General features: G+C 42.7%; 19 protein-coding genes. 14 read left to right on the top strand and 5 right to left on the bottom strand.

Features of this window, described 5'->3' with window-relative positions:
- Positions 1-28: 28 nt before the first annotated feature.
- Entirely contained in the window at positions 29-544 is a 516-nt protein-coding gene (locus NYE50_RS16225; protein WP_026092272.1) for a gamma carbonic anhydrase, read from the bottom strand.
- Positions 545-590: 46 nt separating this feature from the next.
- On the opposite strand from NYE50_RS16225, the gene NYE50_RS16220 reads away from it, so the two are divergent.
- The 3 genes from NYE50_RS16220 to NYE50_RS16210 all read left to right on the top strand — a co-directional run bounded on the left by NYE50_RS16220 (position 591) and on the right by NYE50_RS16210 (position 3,390).
- Positions 591-1,370, top strand: a complete 780-nt coding sequence (locus tag NYE50_RS16220) for an alpha/beta hydrolase (protein WP_003152261.1) — start codon at positions 591-593, stop codon at positions 1,368-1,370.
- Positions 1,371-1,390: 20 nt separating this feature from the next.
- Positions 1,391-2,470, top strand: a complete 1,080-nt coding sequence (locus tag NYE50_RS16215; RefSeq protein ID WP_159354715.1) for a tetraprenyl-beta-curcumene synthase family protein — start codon at positions 1,391-1,393, stop codon at positions 2,468-2,470.
- Positions 2,471-2,580: 110 nt separating this feature from the next.
- A complete protein-coding gene (locus NYE50_RS16210) occupies positions 2,581-3,390 on the top strand; it encodes a glycerophosphodiester phosphodiesterase family protein (RefSeq protein ID WP_014418692.1) in 810 nt (269 codons plus the stop codon).
- 17 nt (positions 3,391-3,407) lie between these two features.
- Here the strand turns inward: NYE50_RS16210 and NYE50_RS16205 are convergent, their stop codons facing one another.
- The 4 genes from NYE50_RS16205 to NYE50_RS16190 all read right to left on the bottom strand — a co-directional run bounded on the left by NYE50_RS16205 (position 3,408) and on the right by NYE50_RS16190 (position 7,025).
- Positions 3,408-3,602, bottom strand: coding sequence for a hypothetical protein (locus NYE50_RS16205; protein WP_003152265.1), 195 nt, complete (start codon positions 3,600-3,602; stop codon positions 3,408-3,410).
- A gap of 122 nt (positions 3,603-3,724) precedes the next feature.
- Positions 3,725-4,306, bottom strand: a complete 582-nt coding sequence (locus tag NYE50_RS16200) for a tRNA (mnm(5)s(2)U34)-methyltransferase (RefSeq protein ID WP_159354503.1) — start codon at positions 4,304-4,306, stop codon at positions 3,725-3,727.
- The gene (locus NYE50_RS16195) at positions 4,303-5,271 is read right to left on the bottom strand and encodes a TIGR01212 family radical SAM protein (RefSeq protein ID WP_061862501.1); all 969 of its coding nucleotides are present in this window, start codon (positions 5,269-5,271) and stop codon (positions 4,303-4,305) included. Before NYE50_RS16195 ends, NYE50_RS16200 begins: the two co-directional genes overlap by 4 nt.
- A gap of 86 nt (positions 5,272-5,357) precedes the next feature.
- On the bottom strand, positions 5,358-7,025 hold the full coding sequence (locus NYE50_RS16190) for an MFS transporter (RefSeq protein WP_159354502.1): 1,668 nt from the start codon (positions 7,023-7,025) through the stop codon (positions 5,358-5,360).
- Positions 7,026-7,466: 441 nt separating this feature from the next.
- On the opposite strand from NYE50_RS16190, the gene NYE50_RS16185 reads away from it, so the two are divergent.
- From NYE50_RS16185 to NYE50_RS16130, 11 genes are all read left to right on the top strand, one after another.
- A complete protein-coding gene (locus tag NYE50_RS16185; protein WP_094296097.1) occupies positions 7,467-8,579 on the top strand; it encodes an ArsR/SmtB family transcription factor in 1,113 nt (370 codons plus the stop codon).
- A gap of 397 nt (positions 8,580-8,976) precedes the next feature.
- Positions 8,977-9,249 (top strand): YtzC family protein, encoded by a 273-nt coding sequence (locus NYE50_RS16180; RefSeq protein ID WP_003152272.1) that lies wholly within the window; start codon positions 8,977-8,979, stop codon positions 9,247-9,249.
- A 346-nt stretch (positions 9,250-9,595) separates the two neighbouring features.
- Positions 9,596-9,988 carry a GntR family transcriptional regulator YtrA gene (gene ytrA / locus NYE50_RS16170; protein ID WP_003152275.1) on the top strand — a complete coding sequence of 131 codons (393 nt, stop codon included), beginning with the start codon at positions 9,596-9,598 and terminating at the stop codon, positions 9,986-9,988.
- A complete protein-coding gene (locus NYE50_RS16165; RefSeq protein ID WP_015418048.1) occupies positions 9,981-10,859 on the top strand; it encodes an ABC transporter ATP-binding protein in 879 nt (292 codons plus the stop codon). Before ytrA ends, NYE50_RS16165 begins: the two co-directional genes overlap by 8 nt.
- Positions 10,853-11,839, top strand: a complete 987-nt coding sequence (locus tag NYE50_RS16160; RefSeq protein ID WP_159354500.1) for an ABC transporter permease subunit — start codon at positions 10,853-10,855, stop codon at positions 11,837-11,839. The genes NYE50_RS16165 and NYE50_RS16160 overlap by 7 nt, the downstream gene beginning before the upstream one ends.
- A gap of 15 nt (positions 11,840-11,854) precedes the next feature.
- Positions 11,855-12,841, top strand: coding sequence for an ABC transporter permease (locus tag NYE50_RS16155; protein ID WP_159354499.1), 987 nt, complete (start codon positions 11,855-11,857; stop codon positions 12,839-12,841).
- 36 nt (positions 12,842-12,877) lie between these two features.
- Positions 12,878-13,861: an ABC transporter permease gene (locus NYE50_RS16150; RefSeq protein WP_159354498.1), complete on the top strand. Its 984-nt coding sequence runs from the start codon at positions 12,878-12,880 to the stop codon at positions 13,859-13,861.
- 15 nt (positions 13,862-13,876) lie between these two features.
- Entirely contained in the window at positions 13,877-14,572 is a 696-nt protein-coding gene (locus tag NYE50_RS16145; protein WP_007408816.1) for an ABC transporter ATP-binding protein, read from the top strand.
- Entirely contained in the window at positions 14,562-15,872 is a 1,311-nt protein-coding gene (locus NYE50_RS16140) for an ABC transporter permease (protein WP_159354497.1), read from the top strand. Before NYE50_RS16145 ends, NYE50_RS16140 begins: the two co-directional genes overlap by 11 nt.
- A gap of 63 nt (positions 15,873-15,935) precedes the next feature.
- Positions 15,936-16,631, top strand: coding sequence for a response regulator transcription factor (locus NYE50_RS16135; protein ID WP_159354496.1), 696 nt, complete (start codon positions 15,936-15,938; stop codon positions 16,629-16,631).
- Positions 16,624-17,628, top strand: a complete 1,005-nt coding sequence (locus NYE50_RS16130; protein ID WP_159354495.1) for a sensor histidine kinase — start codon at positions 16,624-16,626, stop codon at positions 17,626-17,628. The genes NYE50_RS16135 and NYE50_RS16130 overlap by 8 nt, the downstream gene beginning before the upstream one ends.
- Positions 17,629-17,671 lie beyond the last annotated feature (43 nt).

Genomic DNA, 17,671 nt, shown 5'->3' with positions numbered 1-17,671 from the left:
CAGTAGTAAAAACAAAGCTGATCTATTTTTATTTCTTTTGCAGTGTTTTATAATATCGGCCTTTTTCAACATATTCCGTTCTGATTCTTTCCATGTCCTGTATGTCTTCTTCTGTCAGCCGGCGGATAACCTTTGCGGGCCGGCCGAACGCAAGACAGCCGGGAGGAATGGTTTTGCCCGGAGGAACGAGACTTCCGGCGCCGATAAACGCGCCTTCTCCGATTTCCGCCCCGTCAAGAATGACGGAGCCCATACCGATTAAAGCATTCTTTTTGATGATTGCGCTGTGCAGTGTAACCTGATGGCCGATCGTGACGTCATCTTCAATAAGAAGCGGGCGGTTCGGACTTTGATGCAGACAGCTCAAGTCCTGTATGCTGACTCTTTTTCCGATCCTTGTCGGCGCAACATCCCCCCGGATGACGGCCGAGAACCAGATGCTTGATTGTTCTCCGATCACGACGTCGCCCGTAATGACGGCGTTATCCGCAATGAACGCTTCAGGATGTATGTCAGGCGTAAATTGTTTATAAGGGTAGATTATCATGTCTCATCCTTCTTTCTCTAAATTTATGTAAGAGGTGAACTGCATGTGGACTTGGAAAGCAGACAGGCCCGTCGGTACCATTGTCATTATCCACGGGGCGAGCGAATACCACGGGCGTTATAAATGGCTCGTTGAAATGTGGAGATCTTCCGGATATAACGTGGTGATGGGCGATTTGCCCGGTCAGGGAACGTCGACCCGCGCCAGAGGGCATATTCGCTCTTTCCAAGAATACATTGATGAAGTAGATATATGGATTGATAAAGCGAGAACGCTTGAAGCGCCCGTTTTCCTTTTGGGCCACAGCATGGGCGGACTGATTGCGATAGAATGGTTTAAGCAGCAGAGAAATCCCCGCATTACGGCACTCATTTTATCATCACCTTGTCTGGGTCTGCAAATAAAAGTCAATAAAGTCCTTGATTTTGCGTCTAAAGGACTGAACGTCCTCGCTCCGTCCCTCAGAGTGGATTCCGGCTTATCACCTGATATGGCAACGAGGAATGCGGATATGATTGAAGCGGATCAAAACGACTCTTTATATGTCACGAAGGTATCCGTAAGATGGTACAGAGAGCTTTTAAAAACCATTGATGCCGCTATGGTGCCGACTGATGCGTTTTTAAAGGTGCCGCTTTTGCTTATGCAGGGCGGTGATGACAAAATCGTCGATAAAATGAAGGTCCGCAAATGGTTTTCCGGTGTGGCTTCCCATAATAAATCGTACCGGGAATGGGAAGGGCTTTATCATGAAATTTTTAATGAACCGGAAAGAGAAACTGTGTTTAAGGCGGCAAAAGCCTTTACAGATCAGTATATTTGAATTCGCTGGGGGTGCATATGTTGACAGTACCGGAACATCCTTTTAACCTTATGGCAAAAGTGTATCGGGAAATTTTTCCGCTCGTTCATCAGGAATTGAACATGTGGCGGGAAAAATCAGATTCCATTAAAAATACCGAACTGCGGCAGCAGGCGGCCGCAAGTATCCGCGATAAATCGTTTCATTGTGAAGGAGGCGGCATTTTAGCCCTGCTTTCGGGAGAACAAAAACAGAAATGCGTGCAATTTATCATCGCGTATCAGACAATCAGTGATTATCTGGACAATCTGTGCGACCGCAGCACCTCGCTTGATCCCGAGGACTTCCGCATGCTTCATCTCTCCATGCGTGACGCGCTGACGGTCGGTGCCGAGGTGCGGCCGTACTATCAGTACAGAGAGGAGCGGGATGACGGCGGTTATCTTCATGAGCTGGTCAGAACATGCCAGCGGGTGCTCGGGTCAATAGAACATTACGGTATCATTAAACCTTATTTGCTTGAGCTATGTGATTATTATTGCGATCTTCAGGTTCATAAGCATGTCGTTGAGCATGAACGCGTTCCGAGGCTTAAAGGCTGGTTTGAGCAGTACCGGTCACAGCTTCCGGAAATGGAGTGGTTTGAATTCTCGGCCTGCGCCGGATCGACGTTAGGCATTTTCTGTCTCGTTGCTTACTCGTTCCAGCCTGATTTTAACGAACTTACCGCTGAGAAAATCCGCAGCAGTTATTTTCCGTACATACAAGGGCTGCATATACTGCTCGATTATTTAATTGACCAGGAAGAGGATCTGCTTGAAGGCGATCTGAATTTCTGTACCTATTATCAGTCTCATGAAGAAATGATGCAGAGACTGCAGCATTTTATTGAAAAAGCGGATGAACATTTGAAAGGCATTCCGCATGAAAATTTTCACCGGCTGATCAACAGGGGGCTGCTCGGCGTCTATTTATCCGATGACAAAGTCGCCGGCCAAAAAGAAATGGGCCGCCTCGCGCGAAAGCTGATCAGGGCAAGCGGAAAAACGTCATTTTTCTTTTATATCAACGGAAGAGCCTACCGCAAATTTCAGAAGATGGCTTGGACGAAAAGTTCGTAATGGGTGAACTGCGCCTCTCGTGTAAATCATGACGGCGCAGTTTTTTATTTATGACGTGAAGTATGAAATGAAACATTGTTTGCGCCTGCAGAATATGATACTTTAATTTTATGAAAAAATTAAAGTATTTAGCGGTCATAGCATTACTTTCCATTTCCGGAGGCTGCTCCGTCATCCATGCTTCCGCCGGCTATCATCCTGTCTTGATAGCGCACAGGGGCTCTTCTTCGATTGAGCCGGAACATACAGCTTTGTCTTATGCGCGTGCCATTAAAGACAAAGCAGATTATATTGAGATAGACTTACGGGAGACAAAGGACGGCCATCTGATTGCAATTCACGATAAAACGGTAGATCGGACAACAGATGGTAAAGGGATGACAGATGATCTGTCTTTGGCTCAGATTAAGAAACTGAATGCGGGAAAAGGAGAAAAAATTTTAACATTAGAAGAAATCATACAGAAATTCGGACAAACTGCCAATTACTATATTGAGACAAGAGAAAGCAACGGCAGTCTGGTGATGGAAAAGAAACTGATTGACATATTACAAAAACATAAGCTGATTTCCAGCCATAAAGCAGTCATTGAGTCTTTTAGCGGGAAGAGCTTAAAGAAAGTTCGATCTATGAATAAAAAAGTTCCTCTTGTCCGATTATTAAAAGATAACGAGGCTGAGGAGATAAATGATAAGCAGCTGCAAACCATCAGAACGTATGCTGATACAGTCGGGCTCAACGCCAAATTGGCAAATGAAGCAGTCGTGAAGCGCATTCATCACAATAAGATGAAAGTGCACGTGTTTTTTGATAAGGAAGACGAGCATACGCTGACGCCTATTATGCTGAAACAAAAAGCAGATGGTGTCTTTACAAACAATCCCGCTTATACACGCAGCGTGCTGCAAAACAGTAAATAAAAAGAGACATGCGCATTTTACGCTGTCTCTTTTTTTAACGGTTTCTTTTTTGCCGCAAGGTGCATTGCGAATTTGCCGATCAGCCCGATGACAAAAAATGCAGCAAACCACCAGTAATAGGTTTTTGCGAACTCAAATCCTAAATGTCTTGATAAAATGATGACGAACATCACATAGGGAACACTTGAAAATATGATGCGAAGAATATTCAAACTGCCGCTCCTCCCAGATGTTACACTTAAAAGATGTGCTTTTTTCCATTATTTCATAGTAATTGATTTTTCTTGAAAAGTAAACACAAAAAGAGTCGGCCCGCTTATGACAGGCCGATTCTTTAATTGCCGGCAGATTTCTTTTCAATCGCTATAATAAACGGCGGGTCGTTTCGCTGGTTGAGAAAGCCGTAGCTCAGCACGCGCGCTTTTTCCTGATCAAGATTGCTGCAGTACTCCAGTAATGCACTTTTTTCCGTCTTGCCTTCAGGATGCCCGTGGTACACAACGAGAACGATCAGCCCGTTCTCCTTCAGCAGTTCAAGGAGCTGTTCGATCGCGGAAATGGTTGAGTGACCGTTTGTCGTAATGCTTTTATCGCCGCCGGGCAGATAGCCGAGATTAAAGACGGCGCAAGCCACACGACCGTGCGCATCTTCAGGCAGCGATGCCTTTATTTGATCATGGCTCTTATGGTGAAGCGTGACGCGCGGGCCGAAGTCGGCACCGAGCCGCTCCTTCGTTTTAGCGAGTGCGTCCGCTTGAATATCAAAAGCATGAACATGTCCTGTCTCACCGACAAGGCCGGCCAGAAAATATGTATCATGTCCGTTGCCCATCGTCGCGTCAACCGTGATATCACCTTCCTGTGCGGCGGACTTCAGCAATTCTTTACTGAAAGGGAGGATGTGCATCAAGGTCATAGGGAGGTCTCCTCCCCGATCTTTCTGAAGAGCTTCCCTTGATAGCTTCCCCGTGTTTCCAGCTCTTTTTGAATGGCGCCCAGTACTTCCCACTTATTGACGCTCCACATCGGTCCGACCATTAGTTCGATCGGCCCGTCTCCCGTAATGCGGTGAACAATCATTTCCGGGGGAATGATTTCGAGCTGATCACATACAAGACTTACATATTCTTCTTGAGAAAGGAACTCCAGCTTTCCTTTTTCATATTGCTTCACCATCGGTGTGCCTTTTAATAAGTGAAGCAGGTGAATTTTAATGCCTTGCACATCCAAATCAGCGACGGCTTTGGCCGTCTCCATCATCATGTCCCTGTTTTCAAGCGGAAGCCCGTTAATGATATGGGAACAAACGCGGATGCCGTGTTTCCTCAGTTTATTGACGCCCTCAACATAGCAGTCAAAATCATGGGCGCGGTTGATCAGAAGGGCGGTCCGCTCATGCACGGTCTGCAGCCCGAGTTCAACCCACAAATAGGTCCGCTCATTCAGTTCGGCCAAATATTCCACGACATCGTCCGGAAGGCAGTCCGGACGGGTCGCGATCGACATGCCGACAACGCCGTCAAGCTTGAGGACGGATTCGAATTTTTCACGCAGCTCCTCTACCGGAGCATGCGTATTCGTGAACGCTTGGAAATATGCGATATATTTGCCGTCTTTCCACTTTTCGTGCATGCGGTTTTTGATATCGTGAAATTGCGTGAGTAAGTCATCGGCCCGATTGCCGGCAAAATCGCCGGAGCCCGCCGCGCTGCAGAATGTGCAGCCTCCGTGTGCAACCGTGCCGTCCCGATTCGGGCAGTCAAAACCGCCGTCAAGCGCGACTTTAAACACTTTATGCCCGAAATGCTCCCGCAGATGATAATTTAATGTATGGTACCGTTTTTCCGTATTTGAATAAGGAAAAGGGTTATTCTCGTTCAATGTTCAAAAAGCCTCCCTCACATCAGATGCATCCTAAAATTGTAGCATGAATGATGGAGCGGAACAATGAAACAATTATGGAACGGTCAGGACGTAATATCTACCTGGTTTTTCTGTTGTTGTTTTAAACGTTTTGGAGAAATATCACTGAACAATGCAAAAATAATTCCTAAAATAAGAATTACACTGCCTACTTTGAATGTATTATTAAAACTGTCACTTATTTTTTCATTATATAAATTTGAAATTTTTCTCTGAATAGCCATAACTTCCTTCTTTTGAATATTGAAGCTTTTTTGTACTTTTTCTTTATACGGATCCGGGGTTATAGAGAGAATTTCTTCCTCTTTTTTGTTTAATTCAGCAATACTTTTGCTTCGATCGAAACCTCTACTGTCTGAATGCTTTAAGTGAGTTATTATCTCGTTCTTTGCATTTTTATCAAAAACCTGATTGCTTTCCACAATTTTAATGGCTTCTTTTTTCGCAGTAGCTGTGTGATCATTTATATTCATTGTAAGCACAGATGTAAGTATGGCAATGCCTAGCGCTTGTCCAACTGTCCGCATCATATTAAGAATACCTGAGGCAATTCCTACTTTCTCAGGAGGAATAAGCCGTATCCCTGAACTCATTGCTGGTCCTATCACAAGCCCTAAAGCTAAGCCGGTCAAACATAACAGAATAATTACTGACGTTATAGAACTGTCGTATCGTATGTATCCATATAAATATGTTGTGATTGTTAAACCGAGCATACCTAGACCCGAAAGCCAAATGCCCCCGAGTTTATCAGATAGCTTTCCAGAAAGTACAGAGGTAAACATAGATGATAGAGCTAATGTAGAAACAATTAACCCCGCTTCTAATTCAGTTTTTCCCATTAAATTCGTGAGGAGTAAAGTAATAATAAGGGTACCGCTTGTTAATCCAAGGCCCTGCATAAAGAGGGTGAAAGAACTGAAACTAAACGTACGTATCTTCAGCATGGATAAGGGAATCATCGGGTTTTTAATTTTAGATTCAATAAAGAAAAACAAACAGAATAATAATACAGAGATTACAAAAAGAGAGATAATTACTGGTGATGACCAGCCTAAGTCAGATACTTTTGCAAAGCCAAAGGTTAAACAGAAGAGAGCTCCGGATAAAATAAGAATCCCCATGTAATCAATTTTTTTGCTCACTGTTTCATCATAACTCTCAGTAATAAAAAATGCTGCTAAAAACAGAGAAATCAGACCTAAAGGAATATTTATGAAGAAGATAGCTTGCCAATTAAAATTTTCAGTTAATAATCCTCCAAGTACAGGTCCTAATGTAGCTGCTAATCCTGAGAAAGCACCCCAGATTCCAATGATCATTCCTTTTTTATTTTGAGGTACGATAGCTAAAGCTATAGGCATTGTAACAGGTACAATGAAAGCAGCAGATAATCCCTGAATCACTCTAATTGTGACAAGCATTTCAATTGAAGTGCTCAAACATGCAATAACTGATGTCAAAATAAAAAGTGCTAATCCAAACATAAAAGCTTTTTTTCTTCCAAAATGGTCTGCCAGCTTTGATGCACCTACTAATAAAACCGCAAAAGCTAAAGTATAACCTGTAGCCACCCAAGCTACTTGAGAAAGGTTACTCGAAAAATAATCCAGCATCTTAGGTAAGGCAATATTTACTATAGTGGTGTCCATTACCGAAATGAATGTACCTAATAATAATGCAGATAACATAATTAATTTTTTGAAATTCAAAACTACAACCTCCATTAGATATTAATCTAAATTTGAATTTGATATTTATCTAAAAACATGATAAGTGTAATCTTAAGAGGTGTCAATATTATTCATAAATTGTTTTTTTCATCCACTTATCTCGAAATCATATTTTTATAATTCAACAATTTTGTAACTTGAAATAACTCAATAAGAGCTAAAATTGACCTGTAAACTAGCTGAGATAATTAAGGATTTCTGAAGAGTGTGACATGAGGAGAACACTTAGCATGAGGTGAGGCAAGTCTAATAAATCTAGGACTGCTCATGATAATGCTAAGTCAGGTATGTGCTTAAAGGAAAATTCTTTAAAATTAGAAATGAATATTCTTTGAAAGTTCCCTTTTGATTGATAATATTAAAAATGTAAAATGTCTGGCATGAAGATAGTACAACGTTTTCCTTGTGGAAAAAGACTTTATGGGGTGTGAAAAAGTGCGGTTAATAATTAATGACAGTGTTTCAGAATTCTTTGACAAGATATCCTCTATTCTATTCTTAAAACACGAGGAATTCTTCAACGATTATACAACCAAATTGGGGCTGAATTTAGATAATGAATATTTTGTATTACTAGATGATCTTAAAAGAATAAAAGAGTTAGATAGTGAGTTTTTACATTTTTATTTTGGCAGCTTTTGCGACTACAAAGATGTTAGGAATGCAAATATTTTTTGTTTAGCCACAACCTTTTTTAAAATACCACAAATTTATACGAAAGATTTTTTTGAAATTATTAATTATTTGTCTGCAGTTACAGAAGAAGAGATAAGAAAAAATATTTTAGAGTCTCTAATTTATTTACAAGGAGATCTTAAAACCGAAACATCTACCCAACAGTATTTAAATGATAGGGAAAGTTTATTTGAGCTGCTTAATAATCTAAATATAAAGCCCGAATTCAAGTGGATCATATTTCAGGTAATGAAATCTCCTAAAACTTATGTAGATCAATTTTGCAATAAATTAATATTGGTGAATGGTTATCTTAACGATGCGATTTATAATTTAATTAAATTTAGAGATGAGTGGATGAATCAATTAAAAAACATAAATATGGATTTTCCAAAAAAGATAATCAGTACGTTAAAAGGTAAGGAATACTTATCTTGTAATTATATTAATATATATCCAACACTTTTACCTTACACTGCAACTATTACGAAAAGTGAAGATAACATTTATGTTGGACTGGGTTATAAAGTTGATAAAATTTTTGAAAATACATTAGAGAAAGCAGAGATTAATCACATCATTGATTTTTTGAAGCTTTTATCGGATAAAAGTAAGTTCAAGATATTAATCTTACTTAGTCATAAAAAAATGTATGCTAATGAGATTGCTGAACAGCTAAATTTAACCAACGCAACGATTTCACACCATATGAGAATTTTGACATTGCAAGGTTTAGTTGAGAGTACGAGAAATCAAAATAAAACATACTATTATCTTAATTCTTCAAAATTCGATTCTCTTTTGAACGGTTTGTTGAAAAAATTTAAAGCTGTTCCAGGCTTAGATGGGGATGATTAAAAAAGGTTGTGGTTTTATAACCTTGGTGTTAGTTTCGGGATGATAATTAAAGCTAATAAAAACAGAACGTCTAATGAATTGGATACCCAAAAAAATCTGATGAATCCTGGGTGTTTTACACAAAAAAGATAATTTGATGGTGAACAATTTAAAGCGAACCGAAGATCTTGTGGGTGATGTGGAAAAATTATAATGTTTTTAATAAAAGAAGAATTAAGTTAGCGTTCTGAAATGAAGGCTTTTTATAAAGACTTCATTCTGTCTTGATTAAGTTTTACATTTAATCGTATTTTATGCCATCTCTGTCTTGTGAATGAATTACCTGATATTTCTTGTGAGAATTTATTTGGAATAAGAAATACTATTGATATGACATTATCAATAGGAGGACTGTTTAATGGCAACAAGACAATCAGTAGATGAACATCTCCAAAGAAGCGAACAGGCGTATGAATTTGCGAATGAGCAATTTATGACCGCTTCAAAACAAGAGCATTATAATGATAATGAATACAGTGAAGCGCAAATGATGCTTGAAAACGCGGTGAATGAATTAAACAAGCTGTCATTATCTGCGAATGATCAGCAAAGAGAGCAGCTTTACAGAATGAGATTGCAGCTGCAGACCTTGCAAAACAATATGATTTTGCAGCGTAATTTTGATTACTGACCGCGCCGTTTCAAATGGTTCAGCAAACCTGCCGGAATCCCGGCGGGTTTTTTGTATTTCTTTTAAAAAAGAATTGACAATAGGCCTGAGTGTGTTTATTGTATTACGTGTACTACTTGATGTAATACACATAAAACACTCAAAAAATGAAATCGACATATAAATGTTAAGCATAGGGAAGGGGAACTTTCATGAAAAACAAAAGATCCGTAAAACAAGATGTGCCTCTTATTATCGCCGCCTCGGTTTTGGCCAGCAGTCTGTTTGCCGTTCTTGTCGTCATCGGTTTTCAATGGCAGAACATTTAAAGAAAGAGAGCAGCTCGTAAAAGAAAGAAGGGAAGTAAATGATTCAAATCGATCCGAGAAGCTCAACTCCGATTTATGAGCAGATCATACAGCAATTGAAAGAGCTTTGTTTAAAAGGGATCATGAAGCCGGGGGATAAACTTCCTTCTGTCAGGGAATTGGCAACGATTATTATCGCCAATCCGAACACAGTCAGCAAAGCGTACAAGGAGCTCGAACGCGACGGTGTCATTGAAACGCTGAGGGGAAGAGGAACGTATATATCGGAGAATGCAAAAACGACATTGGTTGAAGGGAAGATGACGATGATAAAAGAGCAATTGAAACAGCTCATCATCGATGCCCATTACGCGGGAGTTGAGCTGGAGAAGCTGCAGGAATGGATAAAGGAAATCAGCGCTGATGTGAAAGGAGGCAAGGATCATGATTGAATTGCGGAATCTCTCAAAAACGATAGACGGTAAAGAAGTGCTCAAAGATATTTCGCTCACCATCGGAAAAGGGGAAATTTTCGGGCTGCTCGGGCGGAACGGATCAGGGAAAACAACACTGCTCCGGCTCATTCAGCAGATTCTGCTTCCGGATCAAGGGACGGTTTTATTTAATCAGGTGGAAATAAAGCGTCATCCGAAAGTCAAACAGAATATCATTTATATGCCTGTTGAAAATCCTTTTTATGACAAGTATACATATAAACAGCTTGTTGCGATTGTAAGCAGAATCTATCCGAATTTTGATGTGACTTACGCCAATGAGCTGATGAACAGGTACGGCATTCCGGAAACGAAGAAATACCGTGAATTATCCACAGGCCTGAAAAAACAGCTTGCGCTCGTCCTTGCCTTTGCTTCACGGCCGGCTCTTATCCTTTTGGATGAACCGACGGACGGAATTGACGCCGTAACGCGTCATGACGTGCTTCAGCTTATGGTGGATGAAGTGGCTGAACGGGAAACGAGCATTCTGATTACCTCACACCGTTTAGAAGATATTGAGCGAATGTGCAACCGGATCGGGTTTTTGGAAGGAAATCAGCTGACGAATGTGATGGACTTGGATGATATGAAGGAAGAATACATGAAAATCCAAATGGCATTTGAAGAGGATGTCAACTTGATGATCAGAGAACAAAACATACCGATCCTCGACCATGCAGGCGTGTTTTATACAGTGCTGATTCAAAAGAACGATGAGAAGAAAAAGAACTTTCTGCAAGAGCTGCAGCCTAAAGTATGGAACGAGCTTCCTGTGAACTTAGAAGAAGTTTTCATCGCGAAGTTTGGAGGGAACCGGAGATGGTAGACAGGGGATTGCTGTACAGGGAATGGGTGCAGAATCGAACTGTTCTTGTGATGGTCGGCATTTTTTTAGCGGCGGTCAATCCATTTGAAGTGCTAAATACCTATCTGGTCTACCAAGGCTGTCTGGACACCCGCGGAGCATATTGTAAGTTTTATGTGAATTCTTTGGATAGCGGAATGCTGAACTTAAACTGGGCGCCCGCTGTGATTTTGGCGGTTTGCTTATTCGGACTGGAGCGTACGAAAGGTACGATTGATGCGCTTTTCAGTCTGCCTTATTCCCGCGCTCAGGTGTTCCACACTAAATTTTGGCTCGGAGCGGCGGTCATTACCGGCGCTCAGGTGATCGGCTACGGGCTGGCTGAGCTGCTCATTCTTCTGTTAAAGCCTGAGCGTGTATATTTCTTCCACCATTACAGCGTCGGAGAGATTATTGTGAGTGTTTTGGCTTTTACATTGGTCGCGAGCGCAGGCTGCTTAACGGGGAATACGTTCGCCCAGCTGTTAACGGCGTTTGCCGTGTCGATATCACCATACCTGATCATTACGTTGCCGCTGTCCAATGCGGAAGTCATCTTCGGAGCCGGCATGTATGAGCTGATGCCGTCAGTGGATGCTTATATCAAAGTATACAATCTTTTTCGATATTTGAATCCGATCATGTACATGGATACAGATTGGGTATCTGCCAGCAAGTATATATTACTCATTCCGGCAGTGATGAGCATTGTATTTTATGCCATCGGGTACTTTTGCTATGTCAGGCAGCCGGTGGAACGGAACGGCCGTTTTTTTCTCTGGAGACAGCTTGACCGGCCCATTCAGATTGTGGTGATCATCATCGCCGTTCTCGGTTTTGGCCTGGCGGGGTACTCGACGGGACATACGGTGACAGGGTATGTGGCCGGGATGCTGGTCGGAGGAGCGGTCGGATTTTTGGTCAGTTATTTTGCCATATATAAAAAAACGAAGCATGTGTAAGAAAGGAGGACCGGAATGATACCGCAGGGATTGTTGTACACAGAATGGAAGAAAAATCAGTGGTTGTTTATATGCAGCGGCATTCTTTTAATGGCGGCAAACCCTTTTTTGATTTATAACAACTACTCAACATATCAAGAATGTTTGAATAACCAAGCTCTTCAAGATTGTGAATTCGTTGTCAATTATACGAATGGGTCGCTTCTTTCCTTCAGCTGGATTGTGAGTGTCATCATTGCCGTCTTCTTATTAGGCTTGGAACGGACAAAGGGAACGATGGATGCTTTGTTAAGCATGCCTTACAGCAGAGGCCAAATCTTTCAGACTAAATTCTGGCTCGGCGGGGCAGTCATTGTTGTTCCTCAGGCGATAGGCTATGGAGCGGCGTCATTGCTGATATCTTTGCTGAAACCGAGCCATACGTACGATTTTGATCATTTTTCAATCGGAATGATTGTCATCAGTTTTATGGCTTACGCCTTGTTAATGGCATCCGGAGCAATAACGGGACATATATTCGCCCAGCTGTTAACGGCGTTTACCGTAACGATTCTGCCTTTTTTACTCATCGGTCTGCCGGCCGCGAATTTGGAGGTCGTTTTCGGTTTTAGTGTGGGAGATCAATTTTCTTTTATCAGCAGTTATATCGAATCCCGTCTTTTTATATTTGTAACCCCTATTGGATATGTGTTTAACGAATGGATCAGAGAAAGGGATTTGGTTTTAATCATTCCGATGGTGATGAGTCTTGTCTTTTATCTGATCGGTTACGTCAGCTTTCTGAAACATCCGAATGAACGGAACGGCAGATTCTTTCTATGGGGAAAATTGGACCGTCCGGTGCAGATTTTGGTGATTGCGTTTGCCGTTATGGGTTTCGGCGTTTTCGGATATGGGGTCACAGACACGATGTTCGGCTATTTAGCCGGCATTATCTTCGGCGCGGTTATCGGGTTTTTCATCAGTTATTTTACGGTTTACAGGCAGTCAAAGCATATGTAGATCCGTTTGAAAATGAGCAGTTTGGAGGAAGGCAAGGTGCCGATTAGCGGTTTGCTTTATAAAGAATGTAAGCAGCGGCAGACGCTGCTGCTGCTTACAGCGGGGTTCTTATCTATCTTAGGCCCTTTGGCAATTATAAATGAGTATTTTCACTATAAGGATTGTTTACGTGCACTTCAGCTGTACCCGGGGTCAGTTTGTACATTCAGCATCGATTACAGCAATTATCGGAATTTGATTGGGCTTCATTTCATTCCGCCGGTTGTTATGGGGCTTTTTCTGATAAGAGCAGGCCGGGCTGAAAGGATGTTTACACTGAGTCTTCCGTATTCGAGAAGCCGGATATTTCATACGAAGTTTTTCTTGGGAGCAGCCGTGTTAGCCGGCTCGCAGTTTGTTTCTTACGGAGTATCTGACCTATTGTTTCTAGCGCTTAAACCTGACGCTGTCCATCATTTTCAATCATTCAGCTCAGGGATGCTGGTCATCAGCTTGATGATTTATGCATTAGTGACAGCTGCCGGCACGATAACGGGCAATTTAGCGGCGCAGCTGATCACGGCGTTCACGGTTTCCGTCTTTCCGATCGTGGTTATGACGATTTACCTGTTAAACGCTGAGTTCCTTTTTGGCAGGCAGGCTGTGCCGGATATTGATTTCCCTTGGAGCGGATTTCTGATCTATTTCATGCCTGCCGCTTACATCCATACCTCATGGATGTATTACATGAAACACGCATTGTTAATTTCCGCAATTATGGGATTTTGTTTCTATCTATTCGGCTATGCGAATTTCCTGAAAATGCCGAGTGAACGAAGCGGACATTTTATCCTAAGCAAACACATTGAACGCACCATTCAAGTGCTCGTCATGGTGCTCAGTATGCTGGGAAGTGCGGGGGTATGCGGATATGCTTATAACGGTTCGTATACCGGTTACATATTCGGCATGCTTATCGGCGCGGTGATCGGGTTTTTCATCAGTTATTACTTCATCTATAAAAAAACGAAACAGATATAAGGGGGAGTGGTGTACATGATAGAAGTACAGCATATTGATCATTCATTTAAAATCGGCAGGAAAGGCAGAGAGAGTGAGGTTCCGGTATTGAAGGATGTCTCTTTGACCGTTGAAAAAGGGGAAATCGCCTGTATCGTCGGGCGGAGCGGTTCCGGAAAATCAACGCTTCTGAATTTAATTTCCGGATACATAGCGCCGACGAAGGGTCGTATCGTCATTAATGGCACTGATGTGACGGGCTTCAGTGAAAAAGAGTGGGCGCAGTTCCGCCTCGGGCATTTCGGTTTTATTTTTCAAAGTTTTCAGCTCATTCCGAGTCTGACAACCTATGAAAATGTTGAAATGCCGCTTGCCTTAAAAGGCGTCAAACCGTCTGAACGCAAGCAAAAAGTCGCGGACATGCTGAAACGGGTCGGACTTGAGAATCATGCGAATCATTATCCGAATGAGCTGTCAGGCGGCCAGCAGCAGCGTGTCAGTATCGCAAGAGCCCTGATTTTAAATCCGTCGATTATTTTAGCTGATGAGCCGACGGGAAGCCTCGATTCAGAAACGGAGCTTGAGGTGCTTGCGTTAATTCAGCAGCTGAACCGGGAGCGCGGGATTACATTTGTCATCATTACGCATGACGATGAAGTCGCTTCGATCGCGCATTCAAAATTCCAGCTGCATGACGGTGTATTAAAAGGGGGCGTTACTGTTGAGATTTAAGGATCAGATTCACTTTATCAGAAGAAATATGAAGAAAAACCGGCTGCGTGTTTTCATGACGGTGCTGGCAACGACAATGGCGTGCGCGTTTTTGGTCGTGCTGGCGTCCGTCGGATTCGGCATCCAAAAAACGATTACAGACATTACGATGAGCCAGCAGATTGTTACGGAAATCAATGTGCTCGGCCAAGAGAACGGAAAAGCCGTGAAGAAATCAGACTTGGAAAAGTATAAAAATGTCAAGTCTGTCGTTGAAAGAACACAAGTGTATGAACCGAATAAAGCGTCGTTAGGAAACCGAACAAATGAAGATTCAGCCATTGTGCTGACAAACATGAACGATGAAGTCAAAGCCAATATGGAGCTTGATCAGGGAAGGGTCGCCCGTACAGAGAATGAAATCGTGGTCGGCTATGATTTTGCGAAGAACCTATTGACGAAAAAAGAGGCTGACGCTTACGACAAAGAGTTAAAGGATCACCAAGGCGACATGTCGGAGGTGAAAAAACCAAAAGGCTATACGAAAGACCTGATTAATAAAACGATACAGCTGAGCATCTCCAAAACAAACAAAGACGGAGACGTTGAAAAAACGAAAACGTACGATTTCAAAGTAGTCGGAATTACAAAAAAACCGTCCCAAGATTGGATGGAGGATACAAATATTTTTGTGAGTGATCAATTCAAGAAAGACTTCTCGACATTCTTGGATCTGAAGAATGGAAATGCGGAAAAAAGCATCAATGTGTATGCAGACAAATTCGATCATGTCGATCAGCTTACCCATGATCTCACGGATGACGGCTTTTATGTCAGATCTGTCACAACCGAGCTGAAGGGCGTCAACACCTTTTTCCTCGTCTTTAAAATCGGCCTGATCTTTGTCGGCTTTATCGCCGTCGTGATTTCTGCCATCGGTATTTTCAATACGATGACGATGGCGGTGACGGAACGAACGCAGGAAATCGGGATCATGAAAGCGATCGGCGCAAGCCCGTCCATCATCCGCAGAATGTTCCTGATGGAAAGCGCCTATATCGGGATATTAGGTTCTGTCATCGGGATTATCATTTCTTACGGAGTGAGTTTTGCCGTCAATCTGGCTGTGCCGGTTATCTTGAAAGCGGTAGGGGGAAACACCGGAGCTGAAGATCTTCATTATACCTTCTCCTATATCCCGCTCAGCCTCGTTGTGATCGCAGTTGTCATTTGTGCGGGGGTCGCGGTGATTTCCGGTATGAATCCGGCCCGCAAAGCGACAAAAACCAACGTTCTGACCGCATTAAGAAGAGAACTGTAAAGGGAAAAAGCCGGCTGGACATCAGCCGGTTTTTCCTCTATCTATCAGAAAAGGGCGGATACCATGTTTCACATTTTGTTAATAGAAGATGATAACACTTTGTTTCACGAGATGAAAGAAAGATTAACGGGCTGGTCATTTGCGGTGCACGGAATAAAGGATTTCAGCCGGGTCATCCGGGAGTTTACCGAAATCAAGCCTGATTTGGTGATCATTGATGTACAGCTGCCGAAATTTGACGGCTTTCATTGGTGCAGGATGATACGCTCCCAATCAAACGTGCCTATTCTCTTTTTGTCCTCGCGCGATCATCCCGCGGATATGGTCATGTCGATGCAGCTCGGGGCAGATGATTTTATTCAGAAGCCTTTTCACTTTGATGTGTTAATCGCGAAAATACAGGCCGTGTTCCGCCGTGTGCACCAATACGGCACAGAACCGGCGCTGATGAAAAGATGGTGCGGGGCGGTTATTGACACAGAAACCAACACGGTCAGCCGTAAAAACGGTTCGGTCGAACTGACCAAAAACGAAATGCTGATCTTAAAACTGCTGGCTGATCAGAAAAATAAAATCGTCAGCCGGGAAGAACTCATCAGAAGCCTATGGAATGATGAGCGTTTCGTCAGTGATAATACGCTGACGGTGAATGTCAACCGGCTGCGGAAAAAACTCGATCAATTAGGCATCGGGAAAATGATTGAAACCAAGGTGGGGCAGGGATACATCGCAAAGGAAGAAGACGGTCTTTATGATTAAATCATTTCTGCTCGAAAGAAAAAGCTGGATCGCGATGTTTCTTTTGCAGCAGGCTGTGCTCCTTTTTGCGGCATATATTGATCCGTCTATTCCGTTTCTTTCAGTGCTGTATTTTGTTTATCTGTCGCTTCTTGTGTTTCTGGTATTTCTCTTGTTCCGCTATCGGAAAGAGACCGCCTATTATAAAAGCTTAAGAGAGTGGGACGCCAATTTAGACATGTCTTATCTTAAAGCGCCTGACAGTCCGTTTGAGTCTATCGTTGAAGAAAGCATTGAAGGGCAGACAGAGCAATTACGAAAAAGCTCACTTGATCTTCAGGCGGCGTCAGAGCATGAAAAGGATGACCTGATGTCATGGATTCACGAGGTCAAAACACCTCTGACAGCGATGCATCTCATGATCGAGCGCCTTGATGAACAGCCGCTGAAAGCCCCTTTGCTGTATGAATGGCTGCGGATTCACCATCTCCTGGACCAGCAGCTTCATCAGAAACGATTGTCCTTTATTGAAAATGATTTATCATTCCAGCGAATTCAGCTCAGACCGCTCGTTTTCAAAGAAATTAAAAATCTGCAATCATGGTGTATACAAAAAGGGATCGGGTTTGACATTCAGCTTGGTTCACCAGACGTTCACAGTGACGGAAAATGGCTTTCCTTCATCATCAGGCAGCTGTTAAGCAATGCCGTCAAATACAGTGAAGCGGATGACATTACCGTAAAAAGCTATGAACAAAACGGCCGGGTGCATGTGGATATCGAAGACCGCGGCATCGGCATCGAGCCCAAAGATCTTCCGCGCATTTTTGAAAAGGGATTTACCTCGACGCGAATGAGGCGTGATCACGCGTCAACGGGGATGGGCCTGTATTTGGCTCGAAAAGCCGCGGCTCCGCTTCTTATCCGGATCAGCGTGCGCTCTGAGCCGGAAAGCGGCACGGTTTTTACCTTGGTGTTTCCGAAACAGAACGATGCCGTCAGCATGTTCAGCGTGTGACAAAAGTGTCACATGCTTTTCTCTTTTGTTCGCTTAATCAAAC

Source organism: Bacillus sp. EU55 (assembly GCF_038005925.1).
Taxonomy (GTDB): Bacteria; Bacillota; Bacilli; order Bacillales; family Bacillaceae; genus Bacillus; species Bacillus velezensis.
This window is presented reverse-complemented; position numbering and strand designations above follow the sequence as displayed.

Excerpts from the sequence above, each read along its gene's own strand:
- NYE50_RS16220 (WP_003152261.1), top strand. The coding sequence starts at position 591 with ATGTGGACTTGGAAAGCAGACAGGCCCGTCGGTACCATTGTCATTATC.
- NYE50_RS16210 (WP_014418692.1), top strand. The coding sequence starts at position 2,581 with ATGAAAAAATTAAAGTATTTAGCGGTCATAGCATTACTTTCCATTTCC.
- NYE50_RS16200 (WP_159354503.1), bottom strand. The coding sequence starts at position 4,306 with ATGACCTTGATGCACATCCTCCCTTTCAGTAAAGAATTGCTGAAGTCC.
- NYE50_RS16185 (WP_094296097.1), top strand. The coding sequence starts at position 7,467 with ATGGGGTGTGAAAAAGTGCGGTTAATAATTAATGACAGTGTTTCAGAA.
- NYE50_RS16180 (WP_003152272.1), top strand. The coding sequence starts at position 8,977 with ATGGCAACAAGACAATCAGTAGATGAACATCTCCAAAGAAGCGAACAG.
- ytrA (WP_003152275.1), top strand. The coding sequence starts at position 9,596 with ATGATTCAAATCGATCCGAGAAGCTCAACTCCGATTTATGAGCAGATC.
- NYE50_RS16165 (WP_015418048.1), top strand. The coding sequence starts at position 9,981 with ATGATTGAATTGCGGAATCTCTCAAAAACGATAGACGGTAAAGAAGTG.
- NYE50_RS16160 (WP_159354500.1), top strand. The coding sequence starts at position 10,853 with ATGGTAGACAGGGGATTGCTGTACAGGGAATGGGTGCAGAATCGAACT.
- NYE50_RS16155 (WP_159354499.1), top strand. The coding sequence starts at position 11,855 with ATGATACCGCAGGGATTGTTGTACACAGAATGGAAGAAAAATCAGTGG.
- NYE50_RS16145 (WP_007408816.1), top strand. The coding sequence starts at position 13,877 with ATGATAGAAGTACAGCATATTGATCATTCATTTAAAATCGGCAGGAAA.
- NYE50_RS16135 (WP_159354496.1), top strand. The coding sequence starts at position 15,936 with ATGTTTCACATTTTGTTAATAGAAGATGATAACACTTTGTTTCACGAG.
- NYE50_RS16130 (WP_159354495.1), top strand. The coding sequence starts at position 16,624 with ATGATTAAATCATTTCTGCTCGAAAGAAAAAGCTGGATCGCGATGTTT.